Raw genomic sequence first — 19586 nt, 5'->3', positions numbered from 1 at the left:
CGCCGGAGGGAACACATGACACTCAACAGAACGGGAGAGCTCAGCATGTCTGACCAACTGCCCAAAGGGGCGCAGAACCGCAGCCCGATCCGCTGGCATATCCTTGTATTCCTTGCACCTGCCGTGCTGGTCTACACCGCGATTATGATCTTCCCGCTCTTCAACACCTTACGTCTCGCGCTTTATAGCGAGGTGGAGAATACTCGGATTTTTGTGGGGCTGGAGAACTTCCGCACCCTGTTTTTTGACCCAATCTGGTCCAAGCAATTCTGGAACGCGCTTGGCAACAACTTCTGGTTTTTCATCGTGCATATGTTGGTGCAGAACCCGATTGGGGTTGCGCTTGCTGCGATCCTCAGCCATCCCCGGCTTCGCTTTGCTGCCCTTTATCGTTCGGCCATTTTTCTTCCCACTATCCTCAGCTTTGTGATTGTCGGCTTTGCGTGGAAACTGATCCTGTCGCCGATCTGGGGGATTGCACCGTCGATGCTGGACGCAGTGGGGTTAAAATCGCTGTTTGCGCCGTGGCTGGGCAAAGAGGAATATGCGCTGACCGCGCTGGCGCTGATCTCGGTCTGGCAGTTTGTGGGCATTCCGATGATGCTGATCTATGCCGCCCTTCTGACCATTCCGGAAGAAATTTTGGAAGCGGGTGAGATTGACGGGATCACCGGCGCTGCCGCCTTCTGGAAGATCAAGTTACCGCTGATCCTGCCGTCGATCGGGATCATCTCGATCCTGACTTTTGTGGGCAATTTCAACGCGTTTGACCTGATCTATGCCTCGCAGGGCGCATTGGCGGGGCCGGATTTCTCGACCGATATTCTGGGCACCTTCATGTATCGCACCTTCTTTGGCTTTCAGTTGCAACTGGGGGATCCGCATATGGGATCGGCCATTGCCGGCGCTATGTTCGCGATCATTCTTCTCGGAGTCTGCGGCTATCTGTTCGGCATCCAGACCCGGATGCGCCGCTATCAGCTGTAAGGAGGCCGAGATGAACCAAGCCCGTCGCAACCCGTTGAACGTTGCCGCCATGCATGGCGCGCTGATCCTTTACACGCTGATTGCGCTGTTTCCGGTCTTCGTGATCCTGATCAACAGCTTCAAGACCCGCAAAATGATCTTTCGCGAGCCCTTGGCCCTGCCGGACAGCGAGAGCTTTTCCATGGTTGGCTATGAGACCGTGATGAAACAGGGGGATTTTTTCCTCTACTTCCAGAATTCGATGATAGTGACCGTGGCGTCGCTGTTCTTTGTACTGCTGTTCGGTGCGATGGCGGCCTATGCGCTGAGCGAGTATCGCTTCAGGGGCAACACGATGATGGGGCTTTACCTCGCATTAGGTATCATGATCCCGATCCGCATCGGCACAGTAGCCATTCTTGAACTGATGGTCTCGACTGGGCTCGTCAACACACTTTGGGCGCTGATCCTGGTCTATACGGCGCAGGGCCTGCCATTGGCGGTATTCATCCTGTCGGAATTCATGCGGCAGGTCAGTGACGATCTGAAGGACGCTGGGCGGATTGACGGCCTGTCGGAATACACGATCTTCTTCAAACTGGTGCTGCCGCTTGTGCGCCCCGCCATGGCGACGGTGGCCGTCTTTAACATGATCCCAATCTGGAATGACCTCTGGTTCCCGCTGATCCTTGCCCCCGCCGAAGAAACCAAAACGCTTACCTTGGGCAGCCAGGTCTTCATCGGCCAGTTCGTGACCGACTGGAACGCGGTCCTGTCCGCGCTGTCGATGGCAATTCTGCCGGTGCTGATCCTTTATGTGATCTTCTCGCGCCAGTTGATCCGCGGCATCACCTCCGGTGCGGTGAAATGATCCGGGTTCTGATTGCAGGGCTGGGCAACATGGGGGCAAGTCACGCGCTTGCCCACCATAATAACGCCGGTGCCGAGATTGTCGCTCTTGTGAACCGCTCGGGTCGAGTCGATCAGCCGGAACTGGCCAACTATCCTGTTTTTACCGATTTCCACGAAGCGCTGGCAGAAACCAAGCCGGATTTAGTGGTCATCGCCACCTATTCCGACAGCCACGCCGATTTTGCCGTGGCGGCGATGGAAGCAGGTGCCCATGTGTTCGTGGAAAAACCACTGGCCACTACGGTGGCAGATGCAACGCGTGTGGTCGCGACCGCCACCCGGCTGCGGCGAAAACTGGTGGTGGGGTATATCCTGCGCCATCACCCAAGCTGGGTGCGGCTTATCAAAGAGGCACGTGCGCTTGGCGGACCTTACGTGTTCCGCATGAACCTGAACCAACAATCCAAAGGTGCGGAGTGGGACACCCACAAGGCCCTGATGCAGACCACCGCTCCAATCGTCGATTGCGGCGTGCATTATGTCGATGTCTGGTGCCAGATCACCGACGCCGCCCCCGTGCAGGTGAATGGTATCGGGTTGCGCCTGTCTGATGAGATTTCCCCCGACATGTATAATTACGGCCAGTTTCAGGTCACATTCGAAGATGGATCCGTGGGCTGGTACGAAGCGGGCTGGGGGCCGATGATGTCGGAAACCGCATTTTTCGTGAAAGATGTGATTTCCCCCACCGGATCCGTATCGATCACCGAAGCGGATAAATCGGACAGTTCCAATGTGGACAGCCACACCGCCGTTGGGGGGCTGCTGGTCCACCGTCCTGAAGGCGATCATTTGATCGCCTTGCCGGATGAACCCGGCCATCAAGCGCTGTGTGATGCCGAACAGGCCCATATGCTTGAGGCCATTTCTGAAAATCTCGACCTCACCCGTCACATGCAGGATGCGGTGCGGTCCCTTGCCATTTGCCTGGCTGCGGACACAAGTGTGCGCACCGGCCAATCCGTCAGCCTAGAAGAGGAGACATCATGACCGCTCTTTCCCTACGCAAAGTGAACAAATCCTTTGGTCCGGTGCACGTGCTGAAAGACATCGGCATTGAAGTGGAAGAAGGTGAATTTGTCGTGTTCGTCGGCCCCTCGGGCTGTGGCAAGTCGACCCTTTTGCGGGTGATCGCGGGGCTTGAGGATGCAACGTCCGGCGAAATCTATATTGGTGATGATCTTGTCAATACGACCCCTCCATCGAAACGCGGCATCGCCATGGTGTTCCAAAGCTATGCTTTGTATCCGCACTTGAATGTGCGCGGCAACATGACCTTGGCGTTGAAACAGGAAAAACAATCGAAAGAAGTCATCGACCAGCGGGTGGAAGAAGCCAGTCGGATGCTGGATCTCGCTCCTTATCTTGATCGCTTCCCGTCCGAATTGTCCGGAGGCCAGCGTCAGCGGGTGGCGATTGGTCGGGCCATTGTACGCCAGCCGAAACTGTTCCTGTTTGACGAACCCCTTTCGAATCTCGATGCAGCTTTGCGCATGAACACACGGCTGGAAATCGCCCAGCTGCACGCGCAGCTTGGGGCCTCGATGATCTATGTGACCCACGACCAGACCGAGGCCATGACGCTTGCCGACAAGATCGTTGTGCTGCGTGACGGGCGGGTGGAACAGATCGGTAGCCCGATGGAGCTTTATAACAATCCCGCCAATCAGTTTGTTGCCGGATTTCTGGGGTCACCGGCGATGAATTTCCTGCCCGCCGGGCTGCTGTCCGAAGGCGACGACCGCACCATGGGCGTGCGTCCTGAGGATCTGTTCCCGGACAATGACGGCCTGATTACAGCTCGGGTCAATCATGTCGAGAAACTCGGCGGCGATACCAACGTCATCGCCAAGGTGAACGATCTTCAGATCACAGCGCGTCTGTTCGGACAGCATGCGGTGGAACAGGGTCAGGAGCTTCGCCTCGGCTATGATCCGCAAAGAGTTTACTATTTCAATCGCGAAGGGGCACGCATGGATTAAGCAAGGGAGGCGCAAAAGGGGGGGCTATGGCAAGCCGAGAGTTGATAATCGGCGTGTGCCAAGCGAGGTAATTTTCATTAACCGCAATGTGTTGCGATGGTCTGATGCAGCCCGTGAGTAGAGGTTTTCAATCAGGTCATATTTGCACTCGTATTGCTGCGAGGCCGGGACTGTCGCCGTCTCGTCGGGTGTCATTGTCCAGCAGATACCATTCAATGTCAGCAGCCCGTCGCTTTTACCGGGAAGAGTTTGAGCGGTCTCGGCAGCTTTGGAGGCGGCATCCGTTCAGGCTTTTTGATCCGCTGCGTCGGCCAGCTTGCGAGTTTCGGCAATACCGTCTGTAAATTCGTGGCTAAAGTTGCATGGCAATGTGCCGAGAAATCTGTGGGCTTCCGCTGGCGACCCGGTCGAAGTGTGAGAACGCGCTTTCAACCCAAGGCGAGAGCCAGCCTCCGAGAAGTAGCGGCAACTGATCCATCATATCTGACCAGGAAACAAGCACTTTGAAATGTTGAGCGGTAGCAGAGCACGCGGCTGCTGTGAGAAATACTGAGGCACCTTCGTTGCCGCGACACAGGCTGTCTTTTCTGACCTCTTCGTGAACGAGTTCGTTGAGCATGGTACAACCGCGTCCACTTAGGACGATTGAAAGTTGAAAGCGGGTTGGTGGCCGTTAATCCTAGTTTCACCCAGCCCCTGAAGAGCAGCGGAAGCTCTGATGCTTGAGCGCAATCGAGCCTTTGCAGCGGTTCGTGGTGCCTTTTCTTGCAAACAAGGCGTATAAAACTGGCGTTCTTGAGAGTTAGTTTTGCTTGACTAGAAGCGCGCTGTTTCGATCTTGGCCCGTGAGGTCAAGCAATGTACCGAATAAGAGCCGAATGAAGCATTAACCTAGTGCCTTTGTTAATAGAAACCCGCATCTGGTACCGGTTTTACCCATCTGTCGCCGTTTGTAATCTTATCCCGACATTATTTGATTCAATCGATTTGATCCGGTTTTTTCCTGTTTTGGCGGGCGCAGCTTGTAAAAATCGCACCGTTGTTTTCCCTTTTTTGACGGTCATTTTATGCGGCAGAGTTACCGTATAACGAGATTTCGGATCACATTTCCAAGCGCGGCCAATGCTTGCCGTTGCAGTGGGCCAGGTCGGGTGTATGGCAAAAAATATCGGAGACGGTTGTGCAAGACATTCGGTAATGCCGGAGATCGGTTCTCAGGTTAAATTATGTCGCCGCCTCTTGCCGAATGGCGCGAAGTTTTCCGGAACTATGTTGGACGGAACCGACATATGTTTTGCATTGGCGCTGGGTCGCAAATGTGCACCTATTTGCAAAAAAGCGAAACTAAATTACGATAATATCGCATAGTGCAGTTTGCCGCATGTAATTCTTGAAGGTCGGCGTACTGGCATGGTTCAATTTTCTGGCCAACCCGGCGCAGCAAGCCGCTGGCCAAGAAACCGGGGAAGTTCCACCTTCCCGCCACTGTTCGAAAGGTGCGTCGGTGTCCGATAGGGACACAAGAACAAGTACCACGGATGACCAACATGGAGATATCAGATGAAAAAACTTGCAACACTTTTAGGAGGCGCATCGATGGCGGTCGCCGGACCAGCGATGGCTGCGGATATTGTGATCGGTGTGCCGAACTGGCCATCGGTGAATGCCACGGCGCATATTCTGAAGGTGGCGATCGAACAGAACTTGGGTCTTGATGTTGAACTGCAGAACGGAACCAACCCGATCGTGTTCGAGGCGATGGATTCCGGCGCGATGCATGTTCACCCCGAGGTCTGGATGCCGAACCAGCAGAACCTGCACGATACCTACGTCACTGATAAAGGCACTGTTGCATTCAACCCAAATGGAGTTGAAGCGTTCCAGGGAATGTGCGTCGACAAAGCAACTGCGGACGCCCACGATATTCGTTCGATCGACGATTTGACCAACCCTGACGTTGCCGCATTGTTTGACAGTAATGGCGATGGGCAAGGCGAAGTCTGGATCGGTGCGCCTGGATGGGCTTCGACCAATGTCGAGAAAATCAGGGCCAAATCCTATGGCTATGACCAAGTCATGGAACTGACTGAAATCGACGAAACCGTGGCCTATGCCAACCTCGACAACGCGATCAAGGCAGGGGATCCGTGGGTCGGATTCTGTTATACGCCGCACTACGTGTTTGCCTTGCATGACATGCAGATTCTGGAAGAACCAGCCTATGACGCGTCCAAGTGGAATGTGCTGCAGCCCACCGACGATCCGGACTGGCTTGAGAAATCTGACGCCGGTGTGGCCTGGGATCTGGCTTATCTGCACTTGCACTATGCAAAATCCCTCGAGGATGAGTTCCCCGAAGTTGCCCAGTTGCTGGCCAACATGAAGCTGGACACCGATACGGTCTCTGCCATGACCTATGCTCTGGTGATCGAGGGTAAAGAGCCCGCAGCCTATGCCGAGGAATGGGTGGCTGCCAACGAAGATGCCGTTCTGGGCTGGATGTCTCAGTGATTGATACCAACCGGAACTGAAAACCGGGCAGGCCGTTGGACACGTCCGGCGGCCTGTTTTGCATCAAAGGGACAAGTATGACCGAAACAGTCGTAAAACTGACGGATGTGTGGAAGATCTTCGGCGCGCGCGCCGAAGAAGCCATGGAAGCCGTGCGGAACGAAGGCATTGGAAAGCCCGAAGTTCTGGAAAGATTCAATTGCGTCGTAGGTGTACAAGGGGCCACCTTTGACGTGCCGCGGGGCGAGATTTTCTGCATCATGGGCCTGTCGGGTTCGGGGAAGTCGACGCTGGTGCGGCACGTGAACCGGCTGATTGAGCCGACCTCGGGCAAGATCGAAATTCTGGGACACGATGTGTCCAAGATATCCGAGACGGAACTGCGCCGCATCCGAGCGCAGCAGATCGGGATGGTATTTCAGCACATGGCGCTGATGCCGCACCGCTCGGTGCGTGACAACGTGGCCTATCCGCTGGAAATTCGCAAAGTGTCCAAATCCAAACGCTGGGCGGTTTCGGATCACGCGCTGGGTCTGGTGGACCTGACCGGTTACGAAGACCGCTTGCCCAAGGAACTGTCGGGCGGGATGCAGCAGCGGGTGGGGATCGCCCGCGCGCTGGCCTCGGACCCTGAAATCCTGCTGATGGACGAGCCGTTCTCGGCCCTTGATCCTCTGATCCGCCTGCAACTGCAGGATCAGTTCAAGGCGCTGGTGGCGCAGTTGCAGAAGACGACGCTGTTCATCACCCACGATCTGGACGAGGCCATTCGTATCGGTCACCGCATCGCCATCATGAAAGACGGGGTGATCGTGCAGATTGGCACGCCGGAAGACATCGTGATGAACCCGGCGGACGATTATGTGCGCGAGTTTGTGCAGGGCATTTCGAAACTGAAACTGGTCAAGGCGCATTCGATTATGGAGCCGATGGGCAGCTACTCTGGCCCGCTCGAGGGCGCGCCGCGCGCGGATGAGGGCGCGGATTTAGATCAACTGATCGATCTGGCCGTGAATACCGAGATGCCGGTCGTCATCACCGATGCGGGCAGTGACGTCGGCATTGTGACCAAGCCGCGTCTGCTGCGCGGAATTCAGGGGGGCAAAAATGACTGATGCAGCAATGGAAATGAAAGTCACGGCCGCCTCCGATATCGAGGTCGACCGAGAGGCACTGGACCAATCCATTCACGAATTTGCCGGTCCGAATGGTGACTACTACGTCACCGCGTTCCACAAGATCCACGATGCCACCAGCGCATTGCCCAACACGTTCAATATCTGGGCGGCGGTGCTGGGGCCGTTCTGGTCCGCCTCGCGGGCCATCTGGGGGATGTTCTGGACTTTCCTGATCCTGGAAATCATCGCCTGGGTCCAGATCGGGCGTGGGGCCTGGGGCAATCCCGGCGCTGACCTGGCCGAACGCGCCGAACGTCAGCAGACCCGGGCCAATGAATTGTTGGAACGCGCAGCAGCCGCAACCGAACAGGCCGACATAGACCGGTTCAACCGGCTGGCCGAGAATATCCAGAAGGCGGCGGACAGCAGTCTGGCGCAAGCGCAGGCGGCTCAGGCCGAGGCGTCGGGGATCCTGATCACCGGACTTCTGATGCTGCTCGTGTTCAAACTGGCTCAGGGGTTCTACGCGGACCGGGTTTATGAAAAACAGTATTCGAAATGGCGGACCGATCCGACCAGCACCGAAAGCGGCCGATCCACGCGCAATACGGTTCTGGGTGCTGTTCTGGTCGCCGCGATTGCGCCGCTGATCATCTATAAGTTCACGGTGAATGCGTCGCTGGCGATGCTGGACGCCTTTCCGGAAGATGAGGTTTCCGCTCTTATACTAGGCGAGGGCGAGGGCACTATCTTCTCGAATCTGGCCAGTTGGATGGAGGCGCAAATCGACGCCGCCGCCGCCGCCGGGGGTGATGTCTTCGACGGGATTGTCGCTGGTGTCCGCTCGGTTCTGGATGCGTTGACTATTGCGCTGATCGGGTCTCCGTGGCCAGTTGTGATGCTGGTTATCTGCGTGACCGCATGGCGTGCGGCAGGGCCGCGCGTGGCGATCTTCACAGCGTCTTCGTTGGCCTATATTGCCTTGCTGGGTTACTGGGATGTGGCGATGGAGACGGTGGCTCTGGTCGGCGCCGCGGTGTTGCTGTGCGTGGTTTTCGGCATCCCGTTGGGTATCTGGTTCGGCAAGTCCCAACGTGCATATCGCGCGGCGGAACCGGTGCTGGACCTGATGCAGACGCTTCCGGCCTTCGTATACCTGATCCCGATCATTGCCTTCTTTGGCACCGGCAACCCACCGGGTATTCTGGCGACGATTATCTTTGGCATGCCGCCGGTGATCCGTCTGACCGCGCTTGGGATGCGCGGGGTGCCGGAGAGTATCAAAGAGGCGGCAGTCGCCTTTGGTGCATCCAAATGGCAATTGTTGAAGGATGTGGAAATACCGCTGGCCTTGCCGTCGATCATGACCGGGGTGAACCAGACCATCCTGATGTGCCTGTCGATGGTGGTGATCATCTCGCTGATCGGCGGCGGAGGTCTGGGCAAGGAAATCCTAGAGGCGCTGCAATACGCCGCCAAGGGGCCGGGCCTGCTGGGTGGCTTTGCCATCCTCTTCTGCGCGATGGTCATTGACCGGATCGTGCAGGGAGCCTTCCGGCGAGAAGACGAAAAAATCTGAACATATCCGCCCCCGGTTGCCGCCGGGGGCGTTTTTCTTTGACCGGGTAAGACAATGACCGATCGTTATGAACAGTCCATGATGGACAATCTCTATTGGTGGGGCGTGCCCACCTTGTTTCGCTGTCCAAACGAAGGCCCCGAGGGGCAGGACATCGCGCTGGTGGGCGTGCCACATTCCACCGGCAACGGCACGACTGAGCGGGATCAGCATCTGGGTCCGCGTGCCCTGCGTCACGTCTCGGCGGTCCAACGCCGGGTGCATTCGGTGTTCGAGATCGACCCGTGGAACAGTGCGAAAATTGCCGATGTGGGCGACGTGCCGTTTCCGCGTGCGAACGACAATGAAGATTGCATCGAGCGCATCACGGCCTTTTTTAAAGACATCGACGCGGCAGGGGCGCGGCCGGTGTCTGTCGGTGGTGATCATTCGATCACCGGTGGGATCGTGCAGGCGCTGGGCAACGGCAAGCTGGCGGGCGGAGAGCCAGTCAGCTTTCTGCATCTGGACGCGCATACAGATGTGTTCACCAAAGTTGATCACTTTCTGGGCGCCAAGAAATCAGCGGCCCATTGGGGGGCATATCTGGCCGATCAGGGTCAGGTCGATCCGACGCGGTCGATGCAGATCGGGTTGCGGGGCCATCCGCGCAGTCTGGACTGGCTGCAGCCCTCCTATGACTATGGCTACAATATCGTCACCATGCGCGAATTCCGTCAGCGCGGGCTGGAGGATGTGGTGGCACAGACCCGCGAGGTATTGGGCGACCGTCCGGTCTATATCACGTTCGATCTGGACTGCCTCGACCCCACGGTTGCGCCCGCCGTGTCGAATCTGGAGCCGGGTGAGAAAGGGTTCGATATCGACGAGGCGGTCGGCATTCTGCGTGCCGCACGGGGCCTGAATATCGTGGGTGGGGATGTCGTCTGCATGATGCCCACCAAAGACAACCCCAACAACATTACTGCCCTGACAGCGGCGGCGGTGATGTTCGAGATGATCTCGATGATCGCCGAAAACGTCAGTTAGCGCCGCGCATCCACTGCCTGCGCCAACACGCAGAGCAGTTCGAACATCAAAGAGATGCCCAGCCAAGCCGTGCCGCCCTCGGGATCGAAGGGCGGTGCAACCTCGACCAGATCGGCGCCGACCAGATTGACGCCTGCCATCTGGCGAATGACCTGTTGCGCCTGAAAACTGTTTGGCCCGCCAATCTCGGGCGTGCCGGTGCCGGGGGCATAGGTCGGGTCAACGAAGTCGATGTCATAGGTGCAATAGGTGGGCGCGGTACCCACGATGCTGCGCACTTCGGCCATGACATCGTTGATGCCGCGGTCGAACAGTTCCTCGATGCGGATGATGCGGATACCCTGCGCCTCGCCCCATTCGATGTCTTCGGTGTTGTAGGCGGTGCCGCGAATACCAACCTGAACAAAGCGTTTGGGGTCGACCAGCCCTTCTTCGACCGCGCGGCGGAAGGGGGTGCCGTGGGTGAATTTGTGGCCCCCGAAATATGTGTCGAACAGATCGGTATGGCTGTCGAACTGGATCAGGCCAAGCGGGCCGGACTTGGCCAGCGCACGCAGAACGGGCAGGGTGGTAAGGTGGTCGCCGCCGGCAGTCAGGGGGGTGATGCCGCGCGCTGTCAGGTCAGCGTAGAAGCTGGTCACCCGATCCAGCGTATCCTGGATATCCACCGGGTTCGGCGCGACATCTCCCAGATCGGCGCAATTGACCATGGAAAAAGGCGCAACCCCGGTCACTGGGTTCATCGCACGGATCATCGTCGAATAGTCTCGCAACTGACGCGGCCCATGCCGGGCACCGGGGCGGTTGGTGGTGCCGCCGTCCCACGGTATTCCGACCAGGCCCAGCTCAACCTCGGTGATGCGTTCGTGGTCCAGCGTCACGCTCGGCAGGCGCATGAAAGTGGGGATACCAGCAAACCGGGCAAGCTCCATTGCCGAGACCGGTTGAAAAAACGGATTGGTCATGTGGTTCCCCCTTGTTGGTTCTGGCGCGAGCCTAGCGGCAGATTTGTGACTTGGGAATGGGCCGATGCGCTCAGATCAGAATGCGAAAGCGTTTGCGGATTTCTGCGTCCTGCGCGTCACTCAGGTATTGTGGGTGATGGGTGGCCAGAACCTCTTTGACCTTTGCACGCGCAGCGGACCATGCGTCGGTTGCGCCTCCCTCCTCCCACGTGCGCGGCTCATTCCGGTCGGCGAGGGATGGGTAGAAATAATCCCGCTCCATCGCCTCATAGGTATGAGTGCTGCCAAGAAAGTGACCGTCGCCCAGAACCGACTGGCAGATCGCATCGAAGCCTAGGTTCTCCTCGGTCACCTCGATCCCTCGCAGGGCCCGATAAGTGTGAGAGTGCATTTCATCGTCCAGAACAAACGCCTCGAAACTGGCCCCCAGCAGAGATGCCGTCATGCCCGAGCTTTCATAGATCAGGTTGCCCCCGGCCAACGCGGCGGCCAGAGAAGTTATCCCCTTTTCGGCCCCGTATTGCGCATCGATAGCTTTGGCGTCGGTCATTGACGCCGCCACGCCAGAAGGCAGCGCCAGCCAGTTGGTGAGCTGCGCTGAGGCGGCGTTCAGAATGGCGGTCTCACCGCTGCCCCCGGCGAAGGAGCCGGTGCGCAGGTCCACGATCAGGGGCCAGTTGGAGAACACCATCGGAAAACCGGGCTGGATCGCGTTGACCATGACAAGGCTGGCCAGCGTTTCGGCCAGAGATTGCGCCAGAAATCCAGCCAGGGTCGCTGGGGCAGTGGCCCCGGCCTGCGCGGCGGTGATGCAGGACATGGGAATGTTGTGGGCAACGCATTCATAGACCACGTCCACCGCGTCCTCTCCATAGCGCAGCGGAGAAATCACCGGGCTGATATGGGCCTTCAAAAAGGGCCGCTTGGCGAATTCGCCCGGCCCACCGGCCACGATGTCCAGCATCTCGACAATCGGAGCGACGTTTTCGGCCAGCGTGAACGATGTGGCCACCGGTTTGGTCGTGTTGCGTACCAGCGCATAAGCCGTGTTGATGTCCAGATCGCGCACATCGGGTACATCGGTCGCCACGCAGCAGCGGGTAAACCAGCTGACATTAGCCAGAGTGTCCTGCAACCGGGTGAAGTCATGCAGATCGATCAGCGTCGAGGGGCGATAGAGCCCGCTGTCGATATCCAATGTCTGTACGGCGGCGCCTCCGGTACCGAAGTATACGCGGTCTCCACCAACCTGAATGGAGCGTGTTTCGTCCCGGCTGTGGAAAGTGAATGTCTTGGCGGCGGAATTGACCAACCGCTCCACCACTTTGCGCGGAAAGACCAGCCGATCCTGTGCTCCCGGCTGCGCGCCAGCGGCCAGCAGATCAGCGGCCAGCCGGTCCGGCACGTTGCCCATACCCAGCGTCTCTAGCAGGCGCAGTGCGGTGTCGTAGATTTGCTCAAGCTCAGCTGGTTTCAGTGGTTTGAACGCGCCTCCTTTTTGACCGGGCGGGCAGGGATCAAAAACAGGCTTGGCCGCGCGCTGAGCGTGCCGTGCCCGCCGACCGCTTCGTTTGCCACCTTCCGAGGACATCCCTATCCTTTCCCGCTATTCCTCCGGGCACACTAAGCGGCAACTCTGCTCCGTCGCAAAGGGGAACTGCGAATATCAGAATCCTCAATCGCAGTTTCGATTTTTCAATACAGTCACTGGCCCTATTGTCGGCCCGGTCCATTCTTCCGCAAAACTTGTCCCGGACCAGAGGGAGCAGAGCCAATGAAGTCGCGCACCAAAGTTGTTGTGATTGGGGGCGGGATCGCCGGTTGTTCGACACTTTATCACCTGACGCAGGAGGGGTGGATGGATGTGGTTCTGGTGGAACGCAACGAGCTGACCTCGGGCACGACATGGCATTCTGCGGCGCAGGTGACGAATTTCGGCATGAACCAGACGATGGTGGGCCTGAAATCGCACTCAATCCAACTGTACAAGGAACTGGCCGAGGACCCGGATTATCCGATTAACTACCACCACGGGGACGGTGGCATCCGTCTGGCCAATACCGAGGCGCAGATGCAGGGTTATCGCCATTTCACCTCGATGGCGCGCGGGATGGATGTGCATTTCGAGGTGATCGACCCCGAAGAATGCGCCCGCCGCCACCCGCTGATCTCGACCGAGAACCTGATTGGCGGTTTGTGGGATCCGATGGATGGCGACATCGACCCGGCGCAGCTGTGTCAGGCGCTGGCGCGGCGCGCGCGCAAGGCGGGGGCCGAGGTTTATCGCAACACGCCGGTTGTCGGTTTGACCCAGCACGGCGACGACACTTGGACGGTCCATACCGAACATGGCGATATCGATTGTGACATCGTGGTCAACGCCTGCGGCTATCGGGTGAACGAGGTCGGCGCGATGATGGGGGTGCATCACCCTGTCTCGTCCATGGAGCACCAGTATTTTCTGACCGAAGAGATCCCTGCCATCCGGGATGCGGGTCACAGGATGCCCCTGCTGCGGTGCCCAATCAGTGACTACTATTGCAGACAGGAAAAGAACGGGCTGCTGTTGGGGTTCTACGAACAGGACTGCAAAACTTGGGGCATGGACGGGATCGATCCGAACTTCGTCAATGCCCTGTGCCCAGACGATCTGGACCGGGTGACCGATGTGTTGGAGGGCGCATTTGCCCGTATGCCGGCGTTGATGGAGGTCGGCGTTCACACGGTCGTCAACGGCCCGATCACCTACACGATCGACGGTGCGCCCTTGGTCGGGCCGATCCCGGGCAAGCGCAACGCGTTCTGCATCATCGGCCTGCGCGCTGGGTTGGGTGAGGGCGGCGGCCACGGCTGGCTGCTGGCCCAGCAGATTGTGCATGGCGAAGCATGTTACGACACGTGGTGTCTGGACCCGCGCCGGTTCACTGGTCATGCGAATGTGGAACTGACGGCGCTGAAAGCCATCGAAGACTATCAAAACGAGTTCCGCTTTCACTTTCCGCACGAACACCGCCCCGCCGGGCGGCCGGCCAAGACGACGCCTCTGACGCCGGTGTTGGCAGCTGAAGGGGCGGAATTCACCGTGGTCAATGGTTGGGAGAGGGTGGAGTATATCAAGCCTACGCCCGATTTCTCGCCATCTCTCAGTTTCGATTTTGACGAAACATTTGATCTGGTCGCAGCTGAGGTGGCCAACGTGCAGAACGGCGTCGGGCTGGCCGAGGTGAACGGGTTCAACCGGATTGAGATCACAGGCGCGGACCGGCACGCTTTTCTGGATAGGATGTTCTGCGGCACCATCACCCGACGCGATGGCCGGGTTGGGCTGGGCTATTTGCTAAACCATCAGGGCATGGTCAAGGCCGAGGCGACCGTCGCCAACCTGCCCGCCAGCGACCGGGGGCCGGACCGCCTGTGGTACGGATCCGCCGCCGCAAGTGAGTTTCACGACATGGATTGGTTGACCCAACACCTGCGCGCCGATGAAGACGTGCAATTGCGCAGCCTGACCAACGACCGGACCATTCTGGTGCTGGCTGGCCCCAAGGCGCGCGATGTCCTGTCCGCCAGCGCACGCGGTGACTGGTCCGCAGCGGCATTTCCGTGGCTCAGCGTGCGGGAGTGTTTCGTCGGGATTGCTCCGGTGACGGTGATGGGCGTCAGTTTCTCAGGTGAACTGGCTTATGAAATCCATGTCCCCAACGCGTCGCTCTATGCGGCTTATCTGGCGTTGCGGCAGGCTGGAGAGGCTCATGGGCTGAGACTCTTCGGCGCGCGGGCAGTGGAATCCATGCGAATGGAGAAGAGCTTCCTGCATTGGAAGGCCGATCTGATCACCGAATTCGACCCCTTCGAAACCGGCCTCGACCGTTTCGTGAAGCCGGACAAGCGAGATTTCACAGGGCGGGACGCCTTGTTGAAACGGCAGGCCGAGGGGCCGCGTAAAACTCTGGTCGTCTTGCACATTCACACCACCCGACAACCCGCTCATCCCGGGGCATCTTTGATGCTGGGCTCGCAGGTTGTCGGCACGATCACCTCGGGTGATTGGGGGTATCGCACAGGGCTGAATCTTGCGCATGGCTTCGTGCAACCCGGTCTGGCAGATATCGGAACTGAGATGGAGTTAGACTCCTGTGGTCAGCGCGTGCGTGCGACAGTTATCCCGCGATCACCTTATGATCCGGGTTTTGAGCGCATGAGAGCGTGACCGCTCGGCCAACTTCACCATTGCCGTTTGTGTGAATCTTTGCTTGGTTTGTTTCGAAGAAATCGAAACAACGGGTGTGCAGTGTCCAAATCTCTGAGCCTTCGCTGGCTGGAAGTCTTCCGTCTGGTTGCCAAATCGGGGTCGATCCAGCAGGTCGCTTCGGAAACGGGGCTGTCGATCAGCACCGTCTCGAACCACTTGCGCAGCCTCGAAGGCGCGCTGGGCGTTGATCTGGTCGATCATGGGCGGCGTCCGATGGGGCTGACCCCTGCGGGCGAGGTGTTCGCGCGATATGTCCGCGACGGGCTAACGGTGCTGAAACGGGGAGAGGCCGAAATCCGCTCCGGCAACTGGAAGCACGCAACGGATCTGCGGCTGGCCTTAATTGACGATTTCGACAACCAGATCGCCCCGGACCTGTTCCGCTTTTTGGCACAGGCCCTGCCGCGTTGCAGCTTTCGCCACTACACGCGCCCCAGTCACGAGATCATCAACAATCTGCAAGAGCATAAGTTGGATGCCGGGGTTGCCACCCGGCCGTCGGAGCGGACCGAGGGGTTGATCGAATACCCGCTGATGCGCGACCCGTTTATCGTAATTCTGCCCAACACGTTCAGCGGAGAACCCGAAGACCTCCTAAAACCGGATGCGGAATTGCCCTTGCTGCGCTATTCGCGGGACTACATGATCGGCAAGCAGATTGAAATTCAACTAACCCGCAGCAAATACAATCTGCCGAACCGGTTTGAAATGGAGTGCAACCACTCGATCATCGGTCTTGTCGCCGAGGGCAGCGGTTGGGCGATCACGACGGCCGCCTGTTTCCACCGCGCACAAAGGTTCCACGACAACGTTCGGGCGCTGCCGTTTCCGGGGCGCAACTTCGTACGCACCGTGTCCCTGTTCACGACCGAAGTGTATCCCGAGACGACCTCGAAGCTGATCCAGAAAGTGATGGTAAAGCTGATCCGGCAGCATTTCACCGATCCGATGTGTGGGGCTCATTCCTGGTTAAAGGACGATTTCCGCACCATGGAGGCCGAGGCTGCCTAGGCGCTGGCCGGTGGTCCGAGGGATTGACGCTCGACGATATGGGTCACTAGCCGCGTGCCAGTGCCTGGGGCCTGGTTTTCCAGCATATCAACCAGAGCCGACGCGGCCCGTTGACCCATTTCGCGGTGCGGTACATGCACCGTCGTCAGCGCGGGGGTGGCGACCCGGGCCAGCTCGATATCGTCGAACCCGGTGACAGAAACATCCTTGGGCACATTTAATCCCATCTCACGCGCCCGATGCAGTGCGCCGACGGCCAGAACGTCGTTGCCGCACAGGATTGCCGTAGGCGGGGCGTTCTGTGACATCAGTTCGGTAAAGGCATCGGCGCCGTTTTCGATCTGGTAGGGTGTTTCAACGATCGCTAAACCTGACGGGGAAATCCCGTTCTGCCGGACCGCGTCCTTTATACCTTCAATCCGAAGACGCGCCCGATCATTGCCAGCGGTGATGCCGGAAATCACTCCGATCCGTTGGTGGCCCAGCCCGATCACGCGGTTCGTCAGCTCGGCCATGGCTGCGCGATTGTCAAACCCGACCGAGGCAACCTGTGCATCCGCCAGAAAGGACCACGCGATCATTACCGGGATGTCGCGGAGCGCAAGATCCTTGTAAACCTGCGGATTGCGGTCATGCCCGATCAATAGCAACCCGTCCGCACCGCGCGCGACCAGCGTCCGGATTTGCTCTTCTTCAAGGTCGGGATCGTAGGCCGAACTTGATACCAGCAGTGTGTAACCGCGTGTGTGCAGTTCTTCCTGAAAAGCCTGTAGGCCGCGCGCGAAAATAGCGTTCTCCATGGTGGGAATGATCGCACCGATCGTCCGGGTTCGCTTGGCTACCATCACCCGCGCGGCAAAGTTCGGCGTGTATCCCAGCTTGTCCACCGCTGACAGAACGCGCTGACGCGTTGCCTCTACCACCCGGTCGGGATCATTCATGCAGCGCGACACGGTCGCTGTTGAAACGCCCGCCAGTTTGGCGACATCGTCCAATGTGGGCGCGGATCGAAGTTTAGGCATTTTCAAACCTGAGATTTGCTTTTGCCAATAAGCTTAAACTCAAGCGCGGCTTAAGAAAAGTAGATGTGTAAGCGCTTGCATCTTTGATGTAAGGGCTTACAAATCCGGTAAGCCGAATCCGGAAGAAAGACCCGTGAATAGGACCTGCTGAGCATGCCTCGTGACTATTTGAAAAAAGCCATCTTGACAGCGCAATCCCATGCCTCCGAGGTGAATGATACGGTCAGGAACATCCTTGCTGATATTGAGGCTGGCGGTGATGCCAAGGCGCTGGAATACGCAGCCAGATTCGACAAGTTCGACGGCAATGTCTTGATGACGCAGGCCGAGATTGACGCTGCTATCGCACGGGTTCCGGAAAAACTGAAGGCCGATATCCGCTTTGCCCACGACAATGTGCGCCGCTTTGCTGAAACGCAGAAGGCAACCGTGGCCGATGTGCAGACAGAGATCGTTCCGGGGTTCGTCGCCGGTCAAAAGGCGATCCCGGTGGATGCGGCGGGCTGCTATGTGCCCGGAGGGCGCTATAGCCATACCGCCAGCGCGATCATGACCGTTACCACGGCCAAGGTCGCCGGATGCCGCCATATCACCGCCTGTTCTCCGCCGCGCCCAGGCGAGGGCGTTGCGCCAGCGATTGTCTATGCCGCGCATATCTGTGGGGCAGACAGTATTCTGGCCATGGGCGGTGTACAGGGCGTGGCCGCGATGACCTATGGCCTGTTCGGCCTGCCGCGGGCCAATATCCTTGTGGGCCCGGGCAACCAGTTCGTGGCCGAGGCCAAGCGGATTCTCTATGGCAAAGTCGGCATCGACATGATCGCGGGTCCTACCGACAGCTTGATCCTTGCCGACAGCAGCGCCGACGCGCATGTGGTGGCCACCGATTTGGTCAGCCAGGCCGAGCATGGGTACAACTCGCCCGTCTGGCTGGTAACCGATGACCGGGATCTGGCGCAGGAGGTGATGACGCTGGTGCCGAAGCTTATAGACGATCTGCCCACCCTAAACCGAGAAAATGCGGCCGCCGCATGGCGCGACTATGCCGAGGTCATCGTCTGTTCGGATCGTGAGGAAATGGCCGCCTGTTCGGACGAATACGCCCCCGAACATTTGACCGTCCAGGCCGAGGACCTGGATTGGTGGCTGGACCGGCTGACCTGTTATGGGTCGTTGTTTCTGGGTGAAGAGACCACTGTGTCTTATGGCGACAAGGCCACCGGCACCAACCACGTTTTGCCGACCTCGGGGGCGGCCAGCTATACTGGAGGGTTGAGCGTCCACAAGTACATGAAGATCGTCACCTGGCAACGTGCCACGCGGGAAGGATCGAAGCCTGTCGCTGTCGCCACTGCCCGAATTTCCAGGCTTGAGGGGATGGAAGGCCATGCCCGCGCTGCGGATGTGCGTTTGGCCAAGTATTTCCCTGACGAACAGTTTGACCTACACGCGGATGGATGAACATCGGATACCCTTCAATCTGACTGCGCGGGGGCCTCAGGGCAGAAGTCTTGTCGCAATACCTTGCAGAAAACCACCTTTTTCGGCACCGTACACAAATACGGCCGAGGTTTTCCGGCATACCGCGTGGGTCTTATTGGCGGCCGTCTGTGGGCTCTGGTCCAACAGAAACGGAGGGTTTCATGTATAAGAAAATTCTGGTTCCAATGGCGCTGGACCACGGCATTTCGCAGCACACGCTGGAAGTGGCACGGGCGCTTTCGGCAGAAGGCAGCGAAATTGTTGCGCTGCATGTTTACGAGATGCCGCAGGGCTCGGTCAGTGCCTATCTGGACAAGGACGCAGTTGCCGATGGATTCCGCGCGGCGGCCAGTTTGTTGCGCGAAAAGACCGAGGAACTGGAGGGTATCCAGCCCGAGATCGTCAAGGGCCATACTGCCCGGACCATCATCGACTATGCCAATAGCAATGACTTTGACTGCATCGTTATCGGCTCACACAAGCCGGGGCTCAGCGACTATTTCCTGGGCTCGACCGCATCGCGTGTGGTTCGCCATGCCGGGTGCGCCGTGCATGTGCATCGCAGAATATGAACTCAATAACGCGCCCTAGGTGCCTCAAGCAGGACGAACAGACCAGATATGAACATAGACAAAAAGATTACGGATGATCTGGTCGCAAACGATATCTCGTTTGTCACCACCGTGCCCTGCAAACAGCTGGCCGGGGTGATCGAGGAGATTGACCAACGCGACGACATCTTTCACATCCCCTCGAA

Annotated in this window: 15 protein-coding genes and 1 pseudogene; 13 read left to right on the top strand and 3 right to left on the bottom strand. The window is 58.3% G+C overall.

The genetic code is table 11. The features are described 5' to 3' along the window. The first annotated feature begins 45 nt into the window (after positions 1-45). The 8 genes from ACR0IM_RS23955 to ACR0IM_RS23920 all read left to right on the top strand — a co-directional run bounded on the left by ACR0IM_RS23955 (position 46) and on the right by ACR0IM_RS23920 (position 10097). Entirely contained in the window at positions 46-987 is a 942-nt protein-coding gene (locus ACR0IM_RS23955; RefSeq protein ID WP_480594379.1) for a carbohydrate ABC transporter permease, read from the top strand. Positions 988-997: 10 nt separating this feature from the next. Further along, a complete protein-coding gene (locus tag ACR0IM_RS23950; RefSeq protein ID WP_480683434.1) occupies positions 998-1837 on the top strand; it encodes a carbohydrate ABC transporter permease in 840 nt (279 codons plus the stop codon). Further along, entirely contained in the window at positions 1834-2868 is a 1035-nt protein-coding gene (locus ACR0IM_RS23945) for a Gfo/Idh/MocA family protein (protein WP_480683433.1), read from the top strand. Before ACR0IM_RS23950 ends, ACR0IM_RS23945 begins: the two co-directional genes overlap by 4 nt. After that, a complete protein-coding gene (locus ACR0IM_RS23940) occupies positions 2865-3860 on the top strand; it encodes an ABC transporter ATP-binding protein (RefSeq protein WP_480683432.1) in 996 nt (331 codons plus the stop codon). The genes ACR0IM_RS23945 and ACR0IM_RS23940 overlap by 4 nt, the downstream gene beginning before the upstream one ends. Before the next feature lie 1560 nt (positions 3861-5420). After that, complete coding sequence (locus tag ACR0IM_RS23935; RefSeq protein WP_480594288.1) at positions 5421-6371, top strand: ABC transporter substrate-binding protein; 951 nt, start codon at positions 5421-5423, stop codon at positions 6369-6371. Between the two features lie 77 nt (positions 6372-6448). Continuing rightward, positions 6449-7486, top strand: coding sequence for a quaternary amine ABC transporter ATP-binding protein (locus ACR0IM_RS23930; protein ID WP_480642173.1), 1038 nt, complete (start codon positions 6449-6451; stop codon positions 7484-7486). After that, on the top strand, positions 7479-9068 hold the full coding sequence (locus tag ACR0IM_RS23925) for an ABC transporter permease (RefSeq protein WP_480594284.1): 1590 nt from the start codon (positions 7479-7481) through the stop codon (positions 9066-9068). Before ACR0IM_RS23930 ends, ACR0IM_RS23925 begins: the two co-directional genes overlap by 8 nt. 54 nt (positions 9069-9122) lie before the next feature. Then, positions 9123-10097, top strand: a complete 975-nt coding sequence (locus ACR0IM_RS23920; protein ID WP_480594282.1) for an arginase family protein — start codon at positions 9123-9125, stop codon at positions 10095-10097. On the opposite strand, the gene ACR0IM_RS23915 is transcribed toward ACR0IM_RS23920, so the two are convergent. Continuing rightward, positions 10094-11062 (bottom strand): agmatinase, encoded by a 969-nt coding sequence (locus ACR0IM_RS23915; protein WP_480683431.1) that lies wholly within the window; start codon positions 11060-11062, stop codon positions 10094-10096. The genes ACR0IM_RS23920 and ACR0IM_RS23915 overlap by 4 nt on opposite strands. Positions 11063-11132: 70 nt before the next feature. Continuing rightward, a complete protein-coding gene (locus ACR0IM_RS23910; protein ID WP_480683430.1) occupies positions 11133-12653 on the bottom strand; it encodes a trimethylamine methyltransferase family protein in 1521 nt (506 codons plus the stop codon). 183 nt (positions 12654-12836) lie between these two features. Here ACR0IM_RS23910 and ACR0IM_RS23905 point away from each other — a divergent pair, with 183 nt between their 5' ends. Both ACR0IM_RS23905 and ACR0IM_RS23900 read left to right on the top strand, forming a co-directional pair. Further along, positions 12837-15272 (top strand): GcvT family protein, encoded by a 2436-nt coding sequence (locus ACR0IM_RS23905; protein ID WP_480683429.1) that lies wholly within the window; start codon positions 12837-12839, stop codon positions 15270-15272. An 81-nt stretch (positions 15273-15353) separates the two neighbouring features. Then, positions 15354-16325: a LysR family transcriptional regulator gene (locus ACR0IM_RS23900; RefSeq protein WP_480642179.1), complete on the top strand. Its 972-nt coding sequence runs from the start codon at positions 15354-15356 to the stop codon at positions 16323-16325. On the opposite strand, the gene ACR0IM_RS23895 is transcribed toward ACR0IM_RS23900, so the two are convergent. Then, entirely contained in the window at positions 16322-17347 is a 1026-nt protein-coding gene (locus tag ACR0IM_RS23895) for a LacI family DNA-binding transcriptional regulator (protein ID WP_480683428.1), read from the bottom strand. The two genes, ACR0IM_RS23900 and ACR0IM_RS23895, sit on opposite strands and share 4 nt — an antisense overlap. Before the next feature lie 153 nt (positions 17348-17500). Between ACR0IM_RS23895 and hisD the strand changes: the two genes are divergently transcribed. The 3 genes and pseudogenes from hisD to ACR0IM_RS23880 all read left to right on the top strand — a co-directional run. Further along, complete coding sequence (gene hisD, locus ACR0IM_RS23890; RefSeq protein WP_480683426.1) at positions 17501-18808, top strand: histidinol dehydrogenase; 1308 nt, start codon at positions 17501-17503, stop codon at positions 18806-18808. Positions 18809-18990: 182 nt separating this feature from the next. After that, a complete protein-coding gene (locus ACR0IM_RS23885) occupies positions 18991-19401 on the top strand; it encodes a universal stress protein (protein ID WP_480642182.1) in 411 nt (136 codons plus the stop codon). A 48-nt stretch (positions 19402-19449) separates the two neighbouring features. Beyond that, positions 19450-19586, top strand: a pseudogene (locus tag ACR0IM_RS23880) (sulfopyruvate decarboxylase subunit alpha); the annotation flags it as partial.

The sequence above is a fragment of the Ruegeria sp. BF6 genome (assembly GCF_056538665.1).
Note: the sequence above shows the minus strand (reverse complement) of the source record. Positions and strands in the feature narration are given on the sequence as shown.